Origin of the sequence: Allobaculum sp. JKK-2023, assembly GCF_034745455.1 — a bacterium.
In the GTDB taxonomy this organism is placed as follows: domain Bacteria; phylum Bacillota_I; class Bacilli_A; order Erysipelotrichales; family Erysipelotrichaceae; genus Allobaculum.
In genome coordinates this window covers 3,323,134-3,341,647 of the sequence record NZ_JAYERV010000003.1, presented here as the reverse complement: position 1 = coordinate 3,341,647, position 18,514 = coordinate 3,323,134, and the positions used below count along the sequence as shown (strand labels likewise).

Here is an 18,514-nt window from a genome sequence, read left to right as displayed (position 1 = left end):
CAAATTTTACTTATATCATTTAATTAAGATCAATGCCGTTGCTTATAGCATCCTATTTTGAAAGGTGACCTACGAAACAAGAGTAAACCAGTTATGGAGCAAACCAATCCTTCTGCTTTCGATTATTGAACAGTATGGATTGAACATCATCAAAAAGTATCGCCCAGAGATTTTGATTTCTCTGGGCGATTGCTTTTGGCTACTTTTTCTTATTCTTCTTGGATTGTTTCAGCTCCAGAAGGGCTTTTTCGTACGGATTCAGTTCCTTTTTCGGTTTCTGAACGCCTTTTGACGAACTCTTCTTCTCAAACGTCTTCGGTTTTCCTTTGGCTGGTGTCAGCAGACACAGACTCTCAACATGGCTTGTATTGGGGAACATGTCGACAAGTTCCATTGTCTTGGTCTCATATCCGGCTCTGGCAAACTGACGCAGGTCGCGTACCTGAGTTGTCGGATCGCAGGAGATGTACAGGATCTTTTCAGGATGCAAGGAGCAGGCCGAAGTGATGAATTCCTGGGTGGTTCCTGCCCGGGGCGGGTCCAGGATGATGGCATTGTATGATTTATGGTTTCTTGCCACATCCTTCATAAACCGGGTGGAATCCATTGCGACAAACCGGACGTTATCAATATGGTTCTGCTTTGCATTGAAGCGCGCGTTTTCAACAGCTTCTTTATTGATTTCAACGCCAGTAACCATACGACAGGAGTCGGCCAGGGAAAGACCAATCGTACCGACACCGCAATAGGTATCGAGGACTTCATCCTCTGGTTTTAAATCCAGCATGGATTTTGCCAGACTGTACAGTTCTTCGCACTGGTCATGATGAATCTGATAGAACGAAGAAGCGGTAAAGGTGATATCCAGTCCGGCAAGTTTATCGGTAATCGTGCCATTGCCGTATAAAACCAGAGTCTGATCCTGCAAAACAATCGAAGTATCTCTTGGATTAATATTCTGAAGAATGGTTTTGATCTGCGGGAACTTTTCACGTAACGCATTGACCAGGTTTTTGCGGGATGGAAATTCACGGGTTGAAGTGACAAAGACAACCATGACCTGATCTGTTGCTTTCGCGTACCGGATCAGAACATGACGAAGAAGTCCGGTTCCAGTTTTCGGAGAATAAAGCTGGATCTTCATGGAGTCTACCAGATGGGTAATGTATTCAAGAATTTCATTAACCAGATCAGGCTGCATTTTGCAGCCTTTCGTATTGATAACGCGGTGAGATTTTGGTGCATACAGGCCGCTGTATACTTTTTTATCTTTATCTTTGGCAAATCCATAAATGACTTTATTGCGGTATCCAATTGCGCTCTGAGCCATATGGACTGGCTGGACTTCAATTTTCAGTTTGGCCTCATCGACCAGTTTCTGTACTTGCTGCTGTTTCATTTCACCTTGCTTTGCATACGATACTTTGAGCAGTTCGCATCCTCCACAAAGCTTTGCTACAGGACAATTCATAAAAACGCCTCCAGATCTTGGTTTTATTTTGACATATCTTTTTGGCTTCACCAAAAGCAGACACCTGACAACCTGATCAATCAAAGGCAGAAACGAATCCATGATGGACTCAATGCCAGCCAGAAGGCAGATCGTTTTCGAACCAGAAAGCAAAGAATTATCTTTGGTATCCATTTTTCTGGTCATTCTTTTCATTGTGTTCAAATTCTGGCCCGCTTTTATGTTTTGTATCCGCTTTTCGAAGATCCTGCCTGCTTTTGGGTTATTTTCAAACCGTCTGATCAGCCAGATGATGTACACTGAAAATGGACTGAGTATAGATTTCGAACAGTTCGTACGATTTGATTCGTATATATGTTGTCAGAAAGAAGGTGGGCTGATGCTGGAATACGCACGAACAGATACTATCAATGCGATTGAAGGAACCAGTAAAGCCATTGAAAAGAACGAAAAAAAACTGAAAGAATACCGCCATAATCTCGATCAGGAAAGATCTTTTTTCCAGAAATGGCTGCGCTATTTTCAGATTCAGCACACCATCAGCACCATCAATACCAAGAAAGCCGCTTTAAAAGATCTTGCCTTAAATCTGCAGTCTATTGATGAGGCCCTGGAATCCCAGCATCGGGACAATGAAATTCTCAGACACAATGAACGGCTTCCTTTCCCAAAAGAGCTTGCGGAGCAGCTGACTGAAATTGACCAGGCTTCTACCAAGCTTCCGGAAACCGACTGGGGATCCGGCCTGGTCTGCACCATCAACAATATCGTCACCAAAACGGGCAATGCGCTCTTTAAGCCCAAAAACGATTCCAATTCTAAATCTTCCCAGAATTCTTCTGACAACTGAGGGTTCCAAACCCAATGTCGTCTCACACTGTACCAGTGGATTTCCCACTGGTTTTTTCATGGCTTTGCTTTGTAGTCTTCAGCTTCAGACTTTGCCAGGAAAAGGCCGTTTCCTTTTTTAAAAAAATTGCTCCTTCCACTTGCTAAGTTAGTTTAAACTAACTATAATACAGACATTCAATCAGACAGAGATCCATTCAGAATCGCATAAAGACAACCAGTCTCTTTGTTTTCTTCCTGCATTCTTGATACCAGCACCTTTTTTCTGGTGATGGTCTCGCAGTACTCCTTTCAATTTTCTGGCCTTTCGAAGTTCACCGACCGGTTGTTTCTTCTCTTCGATTCATATCTCTGTCTGTATTATGACAATCCATTGATCCTGACATGCAATCAAAACAAAGAACAGACAAGTCAGATCAATTCGCATAAATGAAATACACCCGCCTGATTTAAAAGCAGGATTTGGAAAGGAACACAAGACAATGGCAAAACGTATGATTCTCGCCAGACTTTGCACGCTGGCCCTGTCCGGACTGACTGTTTTTGGTTTCTCCTTACTGTAGAAGCCATTACCATCCTGACTCCATTTTGACAGCCAATAAAGCAAAGACCGATCTGTCTGGTTCAGATCGGTCTTTATTGTTTTGATTGGGCTGAAATTCGTTTTCTGTCTGATTTTCAAAACAGCTGAAAACCGAACAGACCGGGATTGCCGGTGGTATTCAAGCTTCTTCTTTTGTCTCCAAAGAAGAAGCTGGCAAAAATTCAAAGGCTTGATGCCTATACTCGTTTCTGTTACCTGTTCATTCTTGATCTTGCAAGAGCTCCAGACTGTTTCAGACTGTTCCAGATTTACAAATGTATGCCTGGCAATATAAAACCAAATATAAAACCAAATATAAAACCAAATATAAAACCAAATATAAAACCAAATATAAAACCAAATATAAAACCAAATATAAAACCAAATATAAAACCAAATATAAAACCAAATATAAAACCAAATATAAAACCAAATATAAAACCAAATATAAAACCAAATATAAAACCAAATATAAAACCAAATATAAAACCAAATATAAAACCAAATATAAAACCAAATATAAAACCAAATATAAAACCAAATATAAAACCAAATTGCGCTGCAAAACGTTCAGACAAGATCCATTTCCTTCATCTCTTCCAGAATTCCATCCGGAAAAAGGGCTGTCACCTGAAAGACAGGTTCAAGGCTGACCACAAAACCGCAACCATTCATCATCGGAATCATTTCCGGCAGCCCTTCCGCTTTGGGTAGCATGGCATAAAGCAAAGTCATCAGGATGGAATGGGAAAGGACAATGTTTTTTTGGCTGCCGGTTTGGGCCAGTCGTTCAAGTTCCCGAACAATTCGTTTTTGAGCAGATTCAAAAGATTCGGCATGCATGGCCTGCCAGTTTTCTTCATATTCCTGAAACGCCAGCGCTTTAGCTTTTCCTGTCCAGTCTCCCACATCCAGCTCGTTCACATCTTCAGAAACCTCCATAGGCAGCGAATTTTTGTAAACACTGTTGATGATCTGTGCACTCTGTCTGGCCCGGATCAGCGGACTGGCCACAATCCGGTCTGGAAGCGGGGGCTGGGTTGATAATAAAAGGCCAGTCATTAACATTTCTTTCATGCCTTCCTCAGACAAACTGACATCGCTTCGACCTTTGATTCCCTCAATTGTTGATTCGGTGTGTCCATGACGAACAAAAATGGCTTCTGGCATTCTCTTCTCCTTTCAAACTTCAAATTTCAAAATCCGCTGGTCCGTGCCTGTTTCGTTGCGAAGCGGACCCACCAGCCGGCAGATGCAGAGCCTCGACCTTTCACGGATGCGGATATCCGGCATCAATTTGAATGTTTTTTATGAGTGTTTTCTTTCATTATAAGAAAATTACGCATGAAGCAGAACCTGAATTTTAAGCGGGCAGCGCCAGTAGTACCAGAATGTGATCGATCCGTCTTTTGGATGGAAAGTATTCCCTGAATCAGGACTGTTTTGGCTTCCAGCTTTCTTTTCGCAAATCCAGATGAATGAGATCTTTGGTAATCGCTTTCAGAATTGGTCAGCTGACTGTATTTGTCCAGAGTAACTGAACGTGAATCTGGATTCCCTGATAAAATAGATTCGTTAAGAGGATGTGCTTGTGTCAATGACCCCACCCAAACTGTAAACAATTTGGATGGGGCTTGAAAACAAGGCTTTAAAATGCCTTTATTCAAGCCGATTGGCTAGCCTTGGTCTTAACTGACTACGTTATTTGAGAATCGACCTTTCACAGGTCTAAACAGGCACTCCGGAACGTTCAGCCTAATTCCGGATTCTGTGGATCTGCATTAAACAGCGCTAAGGTCAGGCGCAGTGTGCATATCAACAAACCTCTTATAACATTGGCGAAGGCTGATGCTTCATACACTTCAAAGGATGCTTTTTTGTCCAGAGAAGATTTATTACCCTGGGGGTAAAACGATGGTTTATGTATTAGATATCGATGGTAAACCCTTAATGCCAACCGAAAGGCATGGCAAGGTTCGCCGCCTTTTAAAAGAAAAGAAAGCCAGAGTGGTAAAGAAAACTCCCTTTACCATCCAGCTTTTATATGATTCAACAAGATATACCTCTTACTGTCACTCTTGGAGTGGACGCTGGTTCCAAACACATTGGTCTTAGTGCTTCGAGTGAGACAAAAGAACTTCTTGCCTGGGATGTCGAGTGCAGAACAGATATTCCTGAGCTGATCTCCACAAGAAAAGAAGCCCGCCAAGCAAGAAGACACCGGAAGACAAGATACAGAGCCCCCAGATTTAAAAACCGGGCCAGATCTCAACAAAACCAGGTTCAGTCTAAACAAAAAGGATGGCTCGCTCCCTCTGTTGAGCATAAAATTGACACGCATCTTAATCGGATTGCGGCAGTTCAGAAAATTCTGCCCGTAACAAAGATCGTGGTGGAAACAGCCTCCTTTGATACGCAGAAGCTGAAAAACCCTGACATCAGCGGTATTGAATACCAGCAGGGGGAACAGACCGGTTTCTGGAATGTTCGTGAATACGTCCTGTGTCGCGATAATCACGAATGCCAGCACTGTCATGGCAAAAAGAAAGATCCAATCCTGAATGTTCATCACACTGAAAGCCGAAAGACTGGCGGAAACTCACCTTCCAACCTGATTACGTTATGTGAAACCTGCCATAAGGAATACCATGCAAAAATCAAGGCTGGAGAGATTCAAGGACCAAAGGATTTTAAGCTTCCTGAGCGAGCTGAGTCGTATCGGGATGCCGCCTTTATGGGCATTATGCACAACACACTGTTAGAACGGTTAAAAAAAGCCAATACCAAGATTGAAGTAGTCAATACCTATGGCTATCTGACAAAGAATAAAAGGATCGAGCTTGGGCTGGCTAAAGAACACTATAACGATGCTTATTGCATCGCAGGCAACTTGAACGCTAAACCATTAGAACAATGCCTGTATCTTAAAAAGATCCGAAGACATAACAGACAGATTCATAAATTCAATTTCAGTAAAGGACATGTACGTAAAAGCAACCAGGCCCCGCATCTGGTTGACGGCTTCTGTCTTTTTGATAAGGTTCTGTACTAGGGACAGAAGTGTTTCATTACTGGAAGCAGAGCCACTGGATATTTTGTCCTGAAAACCATTTTTGGAGAAACAATCCATAAATCTGCATCAATGAGGAAACTGACTCTTCTGGAAAGAGCAGATGGATACATCAAAGAAACGGAGGTGCGGCAATTCCTCCCCACCCAGACTGCATAGCAATTTGGATGGGGTATCCTTGCCTATCGAATGAATAGTTTATGGTTTATCTTATCCTGTATCACCGGATATCTTTTAGGATCGATTCCGTTTGCGCTAGTCATTGCCAGAGTTTTCTATAAAAAAGATCTGCGGCAGTATGGTTCTGGAAATCCAGGCGGAACCAATGCCGGAAGAGTTCTTGGAAAAAAAGCTGGCGTCAGTGTCATTGTCCTGGATGCTTTAAAGGTCGTGCTGGCAATCTGGTTTGGCTCGCTTGTCTCTCCGCTTTGCGGCATGCTTTCTGGCTTTCTTTGTTGTCTGGGCCATTGTTATCCAATCTTTGCCCATTTCAAAGGCGGCAAAGCGGTTGCCAGCATGTACGGTTTTTTATTGGGAATGTCGATTTTTGTATTCGCCAATCCGTTTTATTTCATTGCTCCCGTGCTGATGTTTTTTATTGTCCTGTATCTGTATAAGATGGTTTCAGTGGCCTCCATCTGTGCTGCTGTGTTCAGTTCTCTCCAGATCCTGTCGATGAACTGGGGCGGAAACTGGGAGAATTATATGCTGATTCTCTGCTCCTGGGCACTGACGATTCTGATTATCTATCGTCATCGTTCCAACATTGAAAAGGTGCGCAACAACCAGGAAAGCAAGGTCACCTGGATTTAATCCATTGGCTTTCTGAATTCAAGTTCATGAACTGAAAAGGTTTCGTCATCGTGGCGAAGCCTTTTTCTTTGGCTGAATCGCCTTGCTCCTGGTTCTCGCTGACACTCGTTTTCTGATCATCCAGAACCTTCTGTAGCTGGAATTACCCTGCAAAGATTTGGTCTGAACGCAAAAAAGGCACTCATTTTTCTGAGTGCCAAATCATCGGATCTACGTTTGGGATAGGGATTTGCCATAAACCTTCGCCTGGCTGAGCCTAATGGAAATCTTGTCAGCTCAGCTCGAACATTCCGTTATACAACTGCGCATAGAAGCCGTTTTTCTTCAGTAGTTCATCATGGCTTCCCCGCTCTACAATACGGCCCTGATCGAGAACAATAATGCAGTCAGCATTACGTACCGTGGAAAGCCGATGTGCAATGACAAAGGTTGTGCGATCATTCATCAGCTTCTTCATGCCGCTTTCGATCAGTTTTTCCGTTCGGGTATCGATGCTGGATGTGGCTTCATCGAGAACCAGAACCGGCGGATTGGCTACCGCTGCCCGGGCAATGGATAAAAGCTGGCGCTGCCCCTGGGAAAGACTGGCTCCATCGGATGAAATCTGGGTCTGATAGCCTTCCGGCAGACGACGGATAAAAGAATCCGCATTGGCCAGTTTGGCTGCAGCGATACATTCCTCATCACTGGCATTGAGGTTTCCATACCGGATGTTATCAATGATCGTTCCCGCAAACAGATGCGTATCTTGCAAAACCATCGCCAGAGAGCGGCGCAGGTCGTCTTTGGAAATCAGCTTGATATCAATGCCATCATATAGAATGCTTCCGGAATCCAGTTCATAAAACCGGTTGAGCAGATTGGTAATTGTTGTTTTGCCCGCTCCCGTGCTGCCGACCAGGGCAATGGTCTGCCCTGGTTTGGCGTACAGATTCAAATCGTAAAGGATCTGTTTATCCGGGACATAACTGAAATTGACATCTTCAAAACGAACATCCCCTTCAAGTGGAACGTATTCGCAGGTTCCATCTGATCTTGGATGTTTCCACACCCAGCCATCAGCTGGAATGGAACTTTCCGTCCATTTACCGGTTTCTGGATCTTTAACGCCATAAGCCAGTGTAACTTTCCCTTCATCGGTTTCATCTGGATTTTCCATGAAACTGAAGATTCGCTCAGCCCCCGACAAAGCAGACAGAAGCATAGTAGCCTGCTGGACAAACTGGTTAATCGGGGCAGCCGCCTGTCGGACGAAGACCAGATAGCTTGCCAGCGAACCCACATCACTCAGCCCATTTAAAACCATATAGCCGCCGACAACCGCCACGATCGCATAGTTGGTATATGAAAAGGAAACGATCACCGGAACCATGGTCTGCGAATACGACAGCGCCCGCTCTGAGGCGTGTTCGAGGCGTTCATCGTAAGCTTCAAATTCTTTCATGCTAGCTTTTTCATGGTTAAAAACTTTGATGACGCGAAGACCCGAAATGGCCTCCTCCACAAATCCATTCAGCGCTCCAATGAAATGCTGCTGGTCCCTGAAATAGCGGCGGCTGATTTTCGAGGCAATCAGGACATAGGCAATCATCATCAGATAGAAAGCAGCCACAATGAGTGTCAGCTGCCAGTTGAGGATAAACAATACGACTAACGTGCCCGCTGCCTGAATAAAGTTTTGAATGACAGAAGCAAACGAGTTATTCAACGCATCACTGACCGTATCGACGTCACTGGTAAAGCGTGCCATCAAATCGCCAAACTTGGTCGTATCAAAGATCTGCAGCGGCAGGCCTTCCATTTTCTCGAACAGATCATGCCGGATTTCTCTGGTCACCTGCTGGGCCCCTCTGGCCATGATCTGGGTATATCCCCAGGCACTGAGAACACCACAAACATAAATGACAGCCGTAACAATCAACAAAACTGACAGCGTATGCATCTGTCTGGCATCTGCCGCATTGACGACAGGGCGGATCATATAGGTGCCAATCAGATTGGCAAGACCCGAGATCGTAACCAGAATGCCAACGAACAAAAATTCAAACTTATGGTTGCCCATGTAGGAAAGCAGTTTTCCAAAGGTCTTACGGCGGCTCTGGCTGACTGCTTTATTCTTTGGCTGGTCCGCTTTAGTTGTCATTGCTGCCACCTCCCTGCTGGGATTCATAAATCTCCTGATAAATCGGACTGGTCTTGAGCAGTTCTTCATGCGTTCCGGTCTGGAGAACCTTGCCCTGATCCATCACAACAATCAGATCACAGTGCCGGATTGAGGAGATGCGCTGAGCAATGATGATCTGAGTCAGATCTTCAATCGAAGCGAGGTTATTGCGGATTCTGGCATCTGTTTTGGTATCGACTGCTGAAGTCGAGTCATCAAAAATCAAGATTTTTGGTTTTTTCAGCAGGGCCCTGGCAATACATAAGCGCTGTTTCTGACCACCTGAAACATTGACCCCCTGCTGGCCCAGTTCCATATCCAGACCACCAGGCAGGCGTTCAATCAGTTCTCTTGCGCCTGCCATATCAATGGCTTTGAGAATTTCTTCATCGGAAGCTTGAGGATTCCCCCATTTCAGGTTATCCCGTACAGTTCCAGAAAACAGGACATTTTTCTGTAAAACCATCCCGATCGCATCCCGCAGTTTGACCAGATCCAGATCCTTGATGTTTTCGCCGCCGACGATCAGATTGCCGGACGAAAGATCATACAGTCTTGGAATCAGCATTGCGAGCGATGATTTTGCGGAGCCGGTGGCTCCGAGAATCCCTACCCTTGTGCCAGATGGAATTTCAAGACAGATATCACTGAGGACATCTTCCTTGGCTTCCTTGGAATACTTCATGGAAACATGATCGAATACAATGGATCCGTCTTTGACTTCCTTGCCATGTCTTGGCAGAACCATGGTCGGCTTTTCATCAAAGACTTCTTCAATTCGGTTGACTGAAGCGATCGAACGCGTCAGAAGCAGAAAAACATTGGACATCATGATAAAGGAGTTCATGATCTGCAACACATAGGACAAAATCCCGGTCAGCTGGCCAACCTGAATCGTATTCTGGACGATCATCTGCGAACCAATCATCAGCAGTAAAACAATGACCGTATACATTGATCCCTGGAAAACCGGCAGGTTCAAAAAAGCATAGTGGTTGGTCTTCTCATTTAATGCGGCCAGTTGTTCATTGACCTCGTCAAACCGATTGACTTCATAGTCCTTGCGCACAAACGACTTCACCAGCCGGATGGCGACCAGGTTCTCTTCCACGACACCATTCAACGTATCGACAGTTTTCTGAATCAACCGATATTGTGGGGCAACTTTTGAAACGATCCAGACCATGACCAGAATCACAACCGGAAAAACGCAAAAGAAGATCAAAGAAAGCGTCGGGTTAATCGCAATACACATAATGATGCCCAGCACCAGCATTAACGGGCCACGGGCCAGCGGCCTTATGCCATTGGTGATTGTGTTTTGCAAAACGATGACATCACTGGTCATCCGGGTAATGAGACCTGAAGATTCAAAGTGGTCGATATTTTCAAATGAAAACCCTTCAATCTTCTCAAACTGAGCGCGCCGGATTTTCTGCGCAAAGCGCGCACTAGCCTTGGCTGCAAACTTGGCATACAGCAGACCGAATACAAATGATCCAATCGCACAAGCCACCATCCATAGTCCCCGGTTGATAAAGACCGACGTATCCCGATTGACAATACCCACATCAATAATGTCCGACATTAAATATGGAATAATGACCTCAAAACTGGTCTCGATCGTGATGAAGACCAAAGCCCAGATAAAATACTTTCGCAGGCCTTTGCCCTGCTCCAGTACAGATGATTTCAAAATGAATCCCACCCTTTCTTTTCTTTTTCAACTCAACTGATCCCGAAGTGATCTCTAAGCTCAGGATTGTCTTCTTCAGGATAGATCGGAAGTTTCTGATTCAACAAAAACAGGCAAAGAAAATCGCATCACTCCTGCTGCTGCTCGATTCTGAATCTCAGTTTGCCTTTCCATATATTTATCTACTGCCTGATATTTATCTGCTCTCTGCATATCTCTCTGTAAATCGGCTTCATAGAGATGGATATACATCGATCGGCCGATGACAGCTTTCAGATCAAGATCTGGGATCAGTCTGTAAGTTCCATTGTACAGAATATGACAAGTATTTTTCCCTGTTTGTCTTCTTTGAATGGCTTGTCCTGAACAAGTCATTGATCAAACAGGTTTTGCCAGTTTTTAAAATCATAAAGAGAAAAATGAGGTCTGCAAAAGTAAAAACAGTATTCAACCAATACAAAAAGAGGCTATATCTACTTTATTTAAATAAGATATAGCCTCTAACTGGAATATTTTGCTTAAGTTTCAGAAATCTTTGGAAAAGCCAGAATTATCTCCAGAATTATCTAGGGATCTTGTTGAGCATTTTGTTCAGTTCAACAATTTCTTCTGGTTTCATGGCGCCAGACATGCGCAGAGCCGTTTCAACAGGGAATTTCATCATCATCTGAGCCATTTTCTGTTTTTCTTCTGCCAGCTCTTCTGGAGTCTTGCCGGAATCTTCATCTCTTGGACCTAACAGGCTGCCCATGCCTTCGAGAACTGGCATCAGGATTGCTGCTGCTTCTTTGCTCTTGAGCACATCGCCAAATGTATCCATGATGGACAGGAAGCCTTCTTTTTCGATACCGTCAGTGAACCAGTTGTGGACACTTCCGCCTTCTACGATGTAGTCAGGATCTTTTTCGTCGACTTTCTGGATCACCATTTCGTCGCAGATTTCTGGTTTGGTGCCAACCGCCTTAATTTCGTGGCGGCCAGAGATTGGCACTTCCCAAGTGAAGACATATTCGCCAGTCTTGGTTTCTAATTTTTTGCCGTCCACATACAGAGTGACTTCGGGTTCATTGGAGTAAACCTTAACTTCAGTCATTGGGTTTTCACGGTTTACATATCTCTTCTTTGTCAGATGAACAAATGGATCTTTGGACATGTAAGCTTTATAGATGTACCAGCCATCTTTTTTGGTCTTACGATCGAATGTAGTCAGACCTTTCTGGTTCTGGCCTGGTTTGCCGCCTTCGTTGCGGGCATCGGCTGCGAAGTCGAAGCCGTTCCATACGTGAGTTCCCCAGATCCATGGACGGGCCTTGATCATTTTCAGGATATGTTCATGGTAAAGAGCCTGGTAGTCTTCTGTGTAGTCGCCGCGTCCTGGTTTTTCAGAGTGGTAAGCAGGGTTGCAGTCTGCACCGAATTCGGAAAGACCGATTGCAACGTTCGGGAAACGTTCGTGGAATTCATCGAAGAATTCATCGTTGTCATCCAGTTTTCCTAAGTACCATCCGAAGTACAGGTTGTAGCTGGAAACATCTGGAATCTGAACGAGTTCAGAGTTTGGATCCAGGGTGTTGACGTGAGCCATTACAGTCTTACGCGTGGAGTCCATAGAGTGAACGAGGTCGTTCAGTTCTCTGTGGTTTCTAATCAGATCTTCGCTTTCACCACCAATGGAGATTTCATTGGAAAGGCTCCATAAAGCGATAGATGGGTGGTTGTAGTTCTGAACAACCAGTTCACGCATCTGTTCTTTGGTATTTTCGTTTGCGGCAGGATTTGCCATGTGTTTGGAAATATATGGAATTTCAGCCCACATGATCATACCGTTTTCGTCAGATAAATCATACCAGTACTGGTCATGCTGGTAATGAGCACCACGGATGGTGTTGGCACCCATGTCGACCAGGTTCTGCATATCGATTTCGTGGTTTTCCTTTGTTAAGGCGTTGCCAAGACCCTGCCAGTCCTGATGACGGGCAGTACCAACCAGCTGGTAAGGACGGCTGTTCAAAAAGAAGCCTTTCTGTGGGTCGATTTCAAATGTACGGAAACCGATTCTAGTCGAAACTTCATCAATCGCTTCGCCATTCTGTTTCAGTCGGGCAATGATGGTGTACAGATATGGATCATCAACACCATCCCACAGGTGGATATTGTCAACATCAAAGCTCATATCTGCTTTGTTGTCTTTGACTTCAGCTTCTTTTGTGGCAACAACGTCACCAAGTCTGTTTTTCAGAGTTACCGCTACAATGTCGCCATCTTTTACATTTTCTGTAAAGGCTTCCACTCTTACAGAGCCCTTGCCGTCTTCTAAGACAGTTGGAGTCACTTTCAGACCCAGGCCGCCATAGTAGCCTAAAGAGAAGTGTGCTTTGTTGGCTTTGATCAGGTTTACATCACGGTACAGACCACCATAGAATGTGAAGTCTGCCTGCTGCGGATAGACGTGATCATTGGGGGAGTTGTCTACTTCTACTTCCAGAACATTATCGCCATCGATAAGTTCGTCAGTCAGATTGACACGATAGGTCGAATAACCACCATCGTGTTTTGCCAGTTCTTTTCCATTGAACAGAACACGGCTTGTGGAGTTAGCACCGTTGATTTCCAGCCAGAGCTCTTCGTCTGCAGCCAGTCCTGGATTTTTCAGCGTTTTACGGTATGTGCTTGTACCACGCCAGTAGTCGTTTCCGCCATCCTGGCCATCGATGTTATTCCAAGTATGAGGAACGTTTACAGTTTCAGCATTTTCAAAAGCTTCGCCAGCTTTGTGATCTTTGAGGAACTGCCAGTTTTCATTGATATTTGTGATAGTGCGCATGTGAATCCCTTCTTTCATACGTCTCAATGAACGCGCTTAACTATATTTTACTAGTTATATGAAAATGTCCATACTCGATTGAATATCCAGGCAAAAGATTACATAAATCATCTATTTTATGTCATATTAATATCTTTTTTATTTGGCAAACTGTTAGCCGCGTGATTTGTGATGTCTGCCTGCCACGGCTGCCTGCCCTCTGGCGGGAAATGAGTTTCTTGTTTTCTTGCTTTGCGTTTGTGATAATTCTTAGTGTCTGGAGCAGCCAAAGACAATTCCACCCAGCTTTGGCAGGATCCCTTCATCTGTTTTTTTCCTGAAGGACAGGCTGCAGTTCTTATACTCTGCGAAACAACTCAGCGAAACATCAAAAAGGCCCCGTTCGAAACGGAGCCTTAGCTGAGCCTGGAAAATGGACAGATTCCAGAGTGTCTGAATTGTTCGCTAATCAAAGGTGCCGAATGGCGTTCATCTGTACTTTCAGACTGAAGACTCTCAACAGAACTTAACCAGAGAGATTCAGTCTTGATCAAAGTCCATATAAGCACCCTTCATCGGGCTGGCCGCATGAGCGGCAAACAGTCTGAGAGTTCCATTCTTGTATTTCATCGGTCTTGGTTTCCAGTTCTTTTTTCGTTCTTCAAGAACTTGTGCGACTTCTTCTGGTGTTTTGCGCTCACCGTTGATGCCGACGATATTGAGCTTGCGGCCCATGACATCGACTTCAATCAGGTCGTTTTCTTCAACCAGCGCAATTGGACCGCCGGTAGCGGCTTCTGGCGAAACATGACCAATGACTGGACCCGTTGATGCTCCAGAGAAACGACCATCTGTGATCAGGGCAATCGAGCGGCCGAGTTCTTGATCAGAGCTGATTGCTTCTGAGGTGTAGAACATTTCCGGCATGCCGGACCCTTTTGGTCCTTCATAACGGATAAAGACTGCATCGCCTTTCTGGACTTTGTGGTTCAATACAGCATCCAGACATTCTTCTTCACTGTCAAAAGGACGGGCGCGAAGAATGGCTTTAAACATTTCTTTTGGGCAGGCTGTATGTTTGATCACTGCACCTTCTGGAGCCAGGTTGCCTTTCAGGACGGCAATCGATCCATCCGTTCCAATTGGATGATCGTATGGACGAATGATATCCGAACGGGTCACATGAACGTTGTAGCGTTTGTTGAAATCCTCGAGCCATTTTTCGCAACGTTCATAGAAACCGTCTTTTTTCAGGTCTTCCAGGTTTTCACCCACCGTCTTTCCGGTCACAGTCATCGCATCCAGGTGAAGATGATCCTTGATTTCTTCCATGATGGCTGGCACACCGCCTGCATAATAGAACACTTCTGCAGGCCATTTACCGGCTGGACGAATGTCTAACAGATATCGGGCATTGCGGTGGAGACGATCGAATGTATCTCCGGTAATTTCAATTCCCAGTTCATGAGCAATCGCCGGGATATGCAGCAGCGAGTTGGTTGATCCGGAAATGGCTGCATGAACCAGGATCGCATTTTCAAAACTGTCCATGGTCACAATCTCTGAAGGACGCATGCCCTCTTCATGAGCCATTTCCACAGCTCTTTCGCCGGCTTTTTGCGCATAGTCAAGCAAATCCGGACTGGTTGCCGGCATCAGAGCGGATCCCGGTAAAGACAAGCCTAACGCTTCTGCCATGATCTGCATCGTTGAAGCCGTTCCGATAAAGGAGCAGGCGCCGCAGCTTGGGCAGGCATTCTGTTTGGCCCAGTTCAGTTTTTCTTCATCAATTTCGCCGCGCTCATATTGGGCTGAGTACATGCCCAGCTGTTCAAGCGTTAACATTTCCGGACCGGCATTCATTGTTCCACCGGAAACGACAATGGAAGGAATATTCACCCGGCAAAGGCCCATTAAATTACCGGGCAGACCTTTATCGCAGGACGCCAGATACACGCCGGCATCAAACGGAGTGGCATTGGCCTGGATCTCGATCATGTTTGCGATCATTTCACGAGACGCCAGCGAGTAGTTGATGCCATCTGTTCCCTGGCTTTCTCCATCACACATATCCGTTACGAAATAACGTGCTCCATGACCACCCGCTTTTGCGACACCCATCCGGACTCTGTTGACCAGTTTATCCAGATGACCACTGCCCGGATGAGAATCACCGAAGGTGCTCTCGATGAAAATCTGTGGTTTTGAGAGTTCTTCTGGTGTCCATCCCGTTCCAATACGAAGGGGATCAAGTTCAGGAGCGAGTTTGCGCATTTCCTGACTGATTAACTTTTTCATAATATTCCTCTTTTCTATGTATTTATTGTGTTTATTCTCTATGTTATTTCTGTTTATCTTTTCTTTTTGAATTCGTTATGCATTGACCGATCTTTTCTGTTTACTTGATCCGTTTTCTTAATTTCTGAACCTTGCATTCCACAGACAGGAGACAAGAGACAGACAAAGTCCAATCTTGCTTTATCTTCTCTTCTCTAGTGTATTCAGACTGAACCAGAATGGGCCAGCTGCTTATAAAACCTTCAAAATTTGCATTCGATTCAGACAGCACTCAGGCAAAGAAAGAAATCACCAGAGCCACCAGAAAGCCAGTGGTTCCAACCAGGGTTTCCATCACTGTCCAGGTTTTCAGGGTCGTCTTCTCATCCATGCCAACCAGCGATTTCACCAGCCAGAATCCAGAGTCATTGAAATGAGAGCAGACTGTGCTTCCCCCTGCAACGGCTGCGGTAACGCAGGCAAGATACAGCGGAGAGAGTTCAGAAATTCCAGGTAAAGCGGCAACAATTCCAGCAGCCATGGTCATCGCAACTGTTGAAGATCCAACACAGATTCGAACCAGGGCAGCGATGATGAAAGCCAGAATGACCAATGGCAGATTCATGCTTGCCACTGCATTTCCAATCAGATCCCCCATGCCAGAATACTGCAAAATATAGCGGAGCACCCCGCCGCAGGCAGTCACCAGCAAAATCAGACCAGTAGGTTCCAGGGATTTGGTCATGACTTTTTCTAATTCTTCCATGGAATAACCGTGGCGGACACCCAGTAAAAACATCGCCACAACCGTTGCGATCAGCAGCGCGACAAATGGTGTTCCCAGAAAGTTGAAAATCGGATTCAAGAATTTCAGTGGTTCAACAATACCGGTGACTGAGCTCATAATGATCAAAACCAGCGGAATTAAGATAATCGTTACAATTGTGCCAAATTTTGGCAGCTTGGATTCATCAAAGTCTTTCGCATTCTGTACATGCTCGGGAACTGGGACAAAGTATTTCTTTCCGCAGATCGATCCCCAGATCGGTCCGGCGACAATCATCGCAACGGTTCCACAGGCAAGTCCAACCAGGATCACCCAGCCTAAATCGACGCCAAGCATCGTTGAAACCAGAACAGGTCCAGGGGTTGGGGGAATAAAGGCGTGGCCGACAGCCAGACCGGCTAACAAAGGAATTACGTAATACAAAGACGAACGATGCGTTTTCTTAGCCAGCGAGAAAGCCAGCGGAATCAGAATGATCAGCCCTGCATCAAAGAATACCGGCATGGCAATCACAAGACCAGTAATGCCTAACGCCCAGGCCGCTTTTTTATCGCCAAACCATTTCACCAGATTGACCGCAATCGACTGAGCTCCGCCAGAAACTTCCAGTATTGCGCCAAACATGGATCCGAGTCCCACGAGCAAGGCAATTCCTTTCAATGTATTTCCAATTCCATCATCGACAGAGCGAATAATTTCTTCCAGGGGCATTCCGGCGATCAGACCGATCGATAAAGCACCAATTAGAATCGAGATCATCGCCTGAACTTTAAACTTGATAATCAGCAGCAGCAGAATTGCCAGCCCGACCAGAGCCGCAATCACTAAGCGCGTAGGATCTAAGGTCATCATTTATCTCCTTCATCTTTCTTCCATTTGTATGACGTCATATCTTTTGTACATCATCAGTTTATTGAAAGCGGATTCTAGAGTCAATCATCAGACAAATATTTCCGAAAATCACATTTTATTCCCAAAATAAAAAGACCTGATCACAAGATCAGGCCATGTTCTTCGAATCTTTTTGAGGATTCATGGGTTAATTTGGGTTTTCATCAAAAGATCAGTGATTAGATGTCTGATTATTCTGCGGGTTATTGTTGATTCTTTCCTGTAAAGCCAGGCGATTGTAATTGAGGTGCATGATCATGGCATATCTGGCTCCATTGGGGTCCCCGTTTAAAATGGCATTTGTAATCGCCCGATGGGTCTCAATCGTCTCGTTTTGAAGCTTGCGCCCAGTCAGGACAATGAACTTCTGAATTCCGGCGGTAATGATCGGGATCAGATTTTCAACCACCTGATTTTTGGAGCATTTGGCAATCTGGGAATGAAATTCACTGTCTTTATGGGTATGATCCTCCTTCAATACATAGAGCGCTTCGGTTTCATCGCATAGCTGTTTGAGCTTCTGCTTATCTTCTTCGGTCGCATTCTTAGCTGCATTTGCGGCAATTTCCGGTTCAAGCATCAGGCGCACTTCTAAAATATCCATTGCTTTGGCATATTCATCTTCAATCTGGTTGAGGCCAAGTGGATCATCCTGAATCGGCTCCCGGCTTTTCACATAGGTGCCAGAACCACGGCGCACCTCCAGAATTCCCTGGGCGGCCAGTGAACGAATCGCTTCCCGAACCGTGCTGCGGCCGACTTTAAATCGTTCTGCCAGTTCAAATTCATTGGGAATTTTCATGCCCACGGCCAGTTCTTCATTCTGAATGTAATTCATGAGTTCTTCTTCAATCTGCCTGGTCAGCGGACGTCTGTCATATTTAGTCTGTTTGTTCTCCATTCTTTCCATCTTCTTTCGTCTGGACTGCAAATTCTGGTTATGAAACGACCTTTCCGGTCTTTTTTGACTGCCCAGAATTGTTTGATTCGATCTGCAAAAGACAGTTTGTCTGCACGAATTGAAACAATGTCAAACAAATCTGTCTGATGATTTTATATTAACGAAAAATCGACAAATTGGGGCAGCCAAATGAAATCTGCCTGTTTTTT

General features: G+C 44.9%; 14 protein-coding genes. 4 read left to right on the top strand and 10 right to left on the bottom strand.

Annotated elements, in window-relative coordinates; all coding sequences use genetic code 11:
* Positions 1 to 199: 199 nt before the first annotated feature.
* Positions 200 to 1,471 (bottom strand): 23S rRNA (uracil(1939)-C(5))-methyltransferase RlmD, encoded by a 1,272-nt coding sequence (rlmD, locus tag U4956_RS13455; protein WP_323091217.1) that lies wholly within the window; start codon positions 1,469 to 1,471, stop codon positions 200 to 202.
* Between the two features lie 379 nt (positions 1,472 to 1,850).
* Between rlmD and U4956_RS13450 the strand changes: the two genes are divergently transcribed.
* Positions 1,851 to 2,321, top strand: coding sequence for a hypothetical protein (locus tag U4956_RS13450; protein ID WP_323091216.1), 471 nt, complete (start codon positions 1,851 to 1,853; stop codon positions 2,319 to 2,321).
* An 851-nt stretch (positions 2,322 to 3,172) separates the two neighbouring features.
* Here the strand turns inward: U4956_RS13450 and U4956_RS13445 are convergent.
* On the bottom strand, positions 3,173 to 3,481 hold the full coding sequence (locus U4956_RS13445; protein WP_323091215.1) for a hypothetical protein: 309 nt from the start codon (positions 3,479 to 3,481) through the stop codon (positions 3,173 to 3,175).
* Positions 3,474 to 4,073: a histidine phosphatase family protein gene (locus U4956_RS13440; protein ID WP_323091214.1), complete on the bottom strand. Its 600-nt coding sequence runs from the start codon at positions 4,071 to 4,073 to the stop codon at positions 3,474 to 3,476. Before U4956_RS13440 ends, U4956_RS13445 begins: the two co-directional genes overlap by 8 nt.
* A gap of 678 nt (positions 4,074 to 4,751) precedes the next feature.
* Between U4956_RS13440 and U4956_RS14475 the strand changes: the two genes are divergently transcribed.
* From U4956_RS14475 to plsY, 3 genes are all read left to right on the top strand, one after another.
* Positions 4,752 to 5,018: an RRXRR domain-containing protein gene (locus U4956_RS14475; RefSeq protein ID WP_416347415.1), complete on the top strand. Its 267-nt coding sequence runs from the start codon at positions 4,752 to 4,754 to the stop codon at positions 5,016 to 5,018.
* On the top strand, positions 4,948 to 5,955 hold the full coding sequence (gene iscB / locus U4956_RS13435; RefSeq protein ID WP_323091213.1) for an RNA-guided endonuclease IscB: 1,008 nt from the start codon (positions 4,948 to 4,950) through the stop codon (positions 5,953 to 5,955). The genes U4956_RS14475 and iscB overlap by 71 nt, the downstream gene beginning before the upstream one ends.
* A 207-nt stretch (positions 5,956 to 6,162) precedes the next feature.
* A complete protein-coding gene (gene plsY / locus U4956_RS13430; protein WP_323091212.1) occupies positions 6,163 to 6,786 on the top strand; it encodes a glycerol-3-phosphate 1-O-acyltransferase PlsY in 624 nt (207 codons plus the stop codon).
* 271 nt (positions 6,787 to 7,057) lie between these two features.
* Here the strand turns inward: plsY and U4956_RS13425 are convergent, their stop codons facing one another.
* The 7 genes from U4956_RS13425 to U4956_RS13395 form a co-directional block, all read right to left on the bottom strand.
* Positions 7,058 to 8,929: an ABC transporter ATP-binding protein gene (locus U4956_RS13425; protein ID WP_323091210.1), complete on the bottom strand. Its 1,872-nt coding sequence runs from the start codon at positions 8,927 to 8,929 to the stop codon at positions 7,058 to 7,060.
* Complete coding sequence (locus U4956_RS13420) at positions 8,919 to 10,646, bottom strand: ABC transporter ATP-binding protein (protein WP_323091208.1); 1,728 nt, start codon at positions 10,644 to 10,646, stop codon at positions 8,919 to 8,921. Before U4956_RS13420 ends, U4956_RS13425 begins: the two co-directional genes overlap by 11 nt.
* 562 nt (positions 10,647 to 11,208) lie before the next feature.
* Entirely contained in the window at positions 11,209 to 13,470 is a 2,262-nt protein-coding gene (locus U4956_RS13415; protein WP_323091205.1) for a glycoside hydrolase family 2 protein, read from the bottom strand.
* A 116-nt stretch (positions 13,471 to 13,586) separates the two neighbouring features.
* A complete protein-coding gene (locus U4956_RS13410) occupies positions 13,587 to 13,775 on the bottom strand; it encodes a hypothetical protein (RefSeq protein WP_323091203.1) in 189 nt (62 codons plus the stop codon).
* 214 nt (positions 13,776 to 13,989) lie between these two features.
* Positions 13,990 to 15,747: a dihydroxy-acid dehydratase gene (gene ilvD / locus U4956_RS13405; RefSeq protein WP_323091200.1), complete on the bottom strand. Its 1,758-nt coding sequence runs from the start codon at positions 15,745 to 15,747 to the stop codon at positions 13,990 to 13,992.
* A gap of 271 nt (positions 15,748 to 16,018) precedes the next feature.
* Complete coding sequence (locus tag U4956_RS13400; RefSeq protein WP_323091198.1) at positions 16,019 to 17,362, bottom strand: gluconate:H+ symporter; 1,344 nt, start codon at positions 17,360 to 17,362, stop codon at positions 16,019 to 16,021.
* 214 nt (positions 17,363 to 17,576) lie between these two features.
* On the bottom strand, positions 17,577 to 18,305 hold the full coding sequence (locus U4956_RS13395) for a FadR/GntR family transcriptional regulator (RefSeq protein ID WP_323091196.1): 729 nt from the start codon (positions 18,303 to 18,305) through the stop codon (positions 17,577 to 17,579).
* Positions 18,306 to 18,514: the final 209 nt, after the last annotated feature.

Excerpts from the sequence above, each read along its gene's own strand:
- rlmD (WP_323091217.1), bottom strand. The coding sequence starts at position 1,471 with ATGAATTGTCCTGTAGCAAAGCTTTGTGGAGGATGCGAACTGCTCAAA.
- U4956_RS13450 (WP_323091216.1), top strand. The coding sequence starts at position 1,851 with ATGCTGGAATACGCACGAACAGATACTATCAATGCGATTGAAGGAACC.
- U4956_RS13440 (WP_323091214.1), bottom strand. The coding sequence starts at position 4,073 with ATGCCAGAAGCCATTTTTGTTCGTCATGGACACACCGAATCAACAATT.
- U4956_RS14475 (WP_416347415.1), top strand. The coding sequence starts at position 4,752 with ATGCTTCATACACTTCAAAGGATGCTTTTTTGTCCAGAGAAGATTTAT.
- iscB (WP_323091213.1), top strand. The coding sequence starts at position 4,948 with ATGATTCAACAAGATATACCTCTTACTGTCACTCTTGGAGTGGACGCT.
- plsY (WP_323091212.1), top strand. The coding sequence starts at position 6,163 with ATGAATAGTTTATGGTTTATCTTATCCTGTATCACCGGATATCTTTTA.
- U4956_RS13425 (WP_323091210.1), bottom strand. The coding sequence starts at position 8,929 with ATGACAACTAAAGCGGACCAGCCAAAGAATAAAGCAGTCAGCCAGAGC.
- U4956_RS13415 (WP_323091205.1), bottom strand. The coding sequence starts at position 13,470 with ATGCGCACTATCACAAATATCAATGAAAACTGGCAGTTCCTCAAAGAT.
- U4956_RS13410 (WP_323091203.1), bottom strand. The coding sequence starts at position 13,775 with ATGAAGGGATCCTGCCAAAGCTGGGTGGAATTGTCTTTGGCTGCTCCA.
- ilvD (WP_323091200.1), bottom strand. The coding sequence starts at position 15,747 with ATGAAAAAGTTAATCAGTCAGGAAATGCGCAAACTCGCTCCTGAACTT.
- U4956_RS13400 (WP_323091198.1), bottom strand. The coding sequence starts at position 17,362 with ATGACCTTAGATCCTACGCGCTTAGTGATTGCGGCTCTGGTCGGGCTG.
- U4956_RS13395 (WP_323091196.1), bottom strand. The coding sequence starts at position 18,305 with ATGGAGAACAAACAGACTAAATATGACAGACGTCCGCTGACCAGGCAG.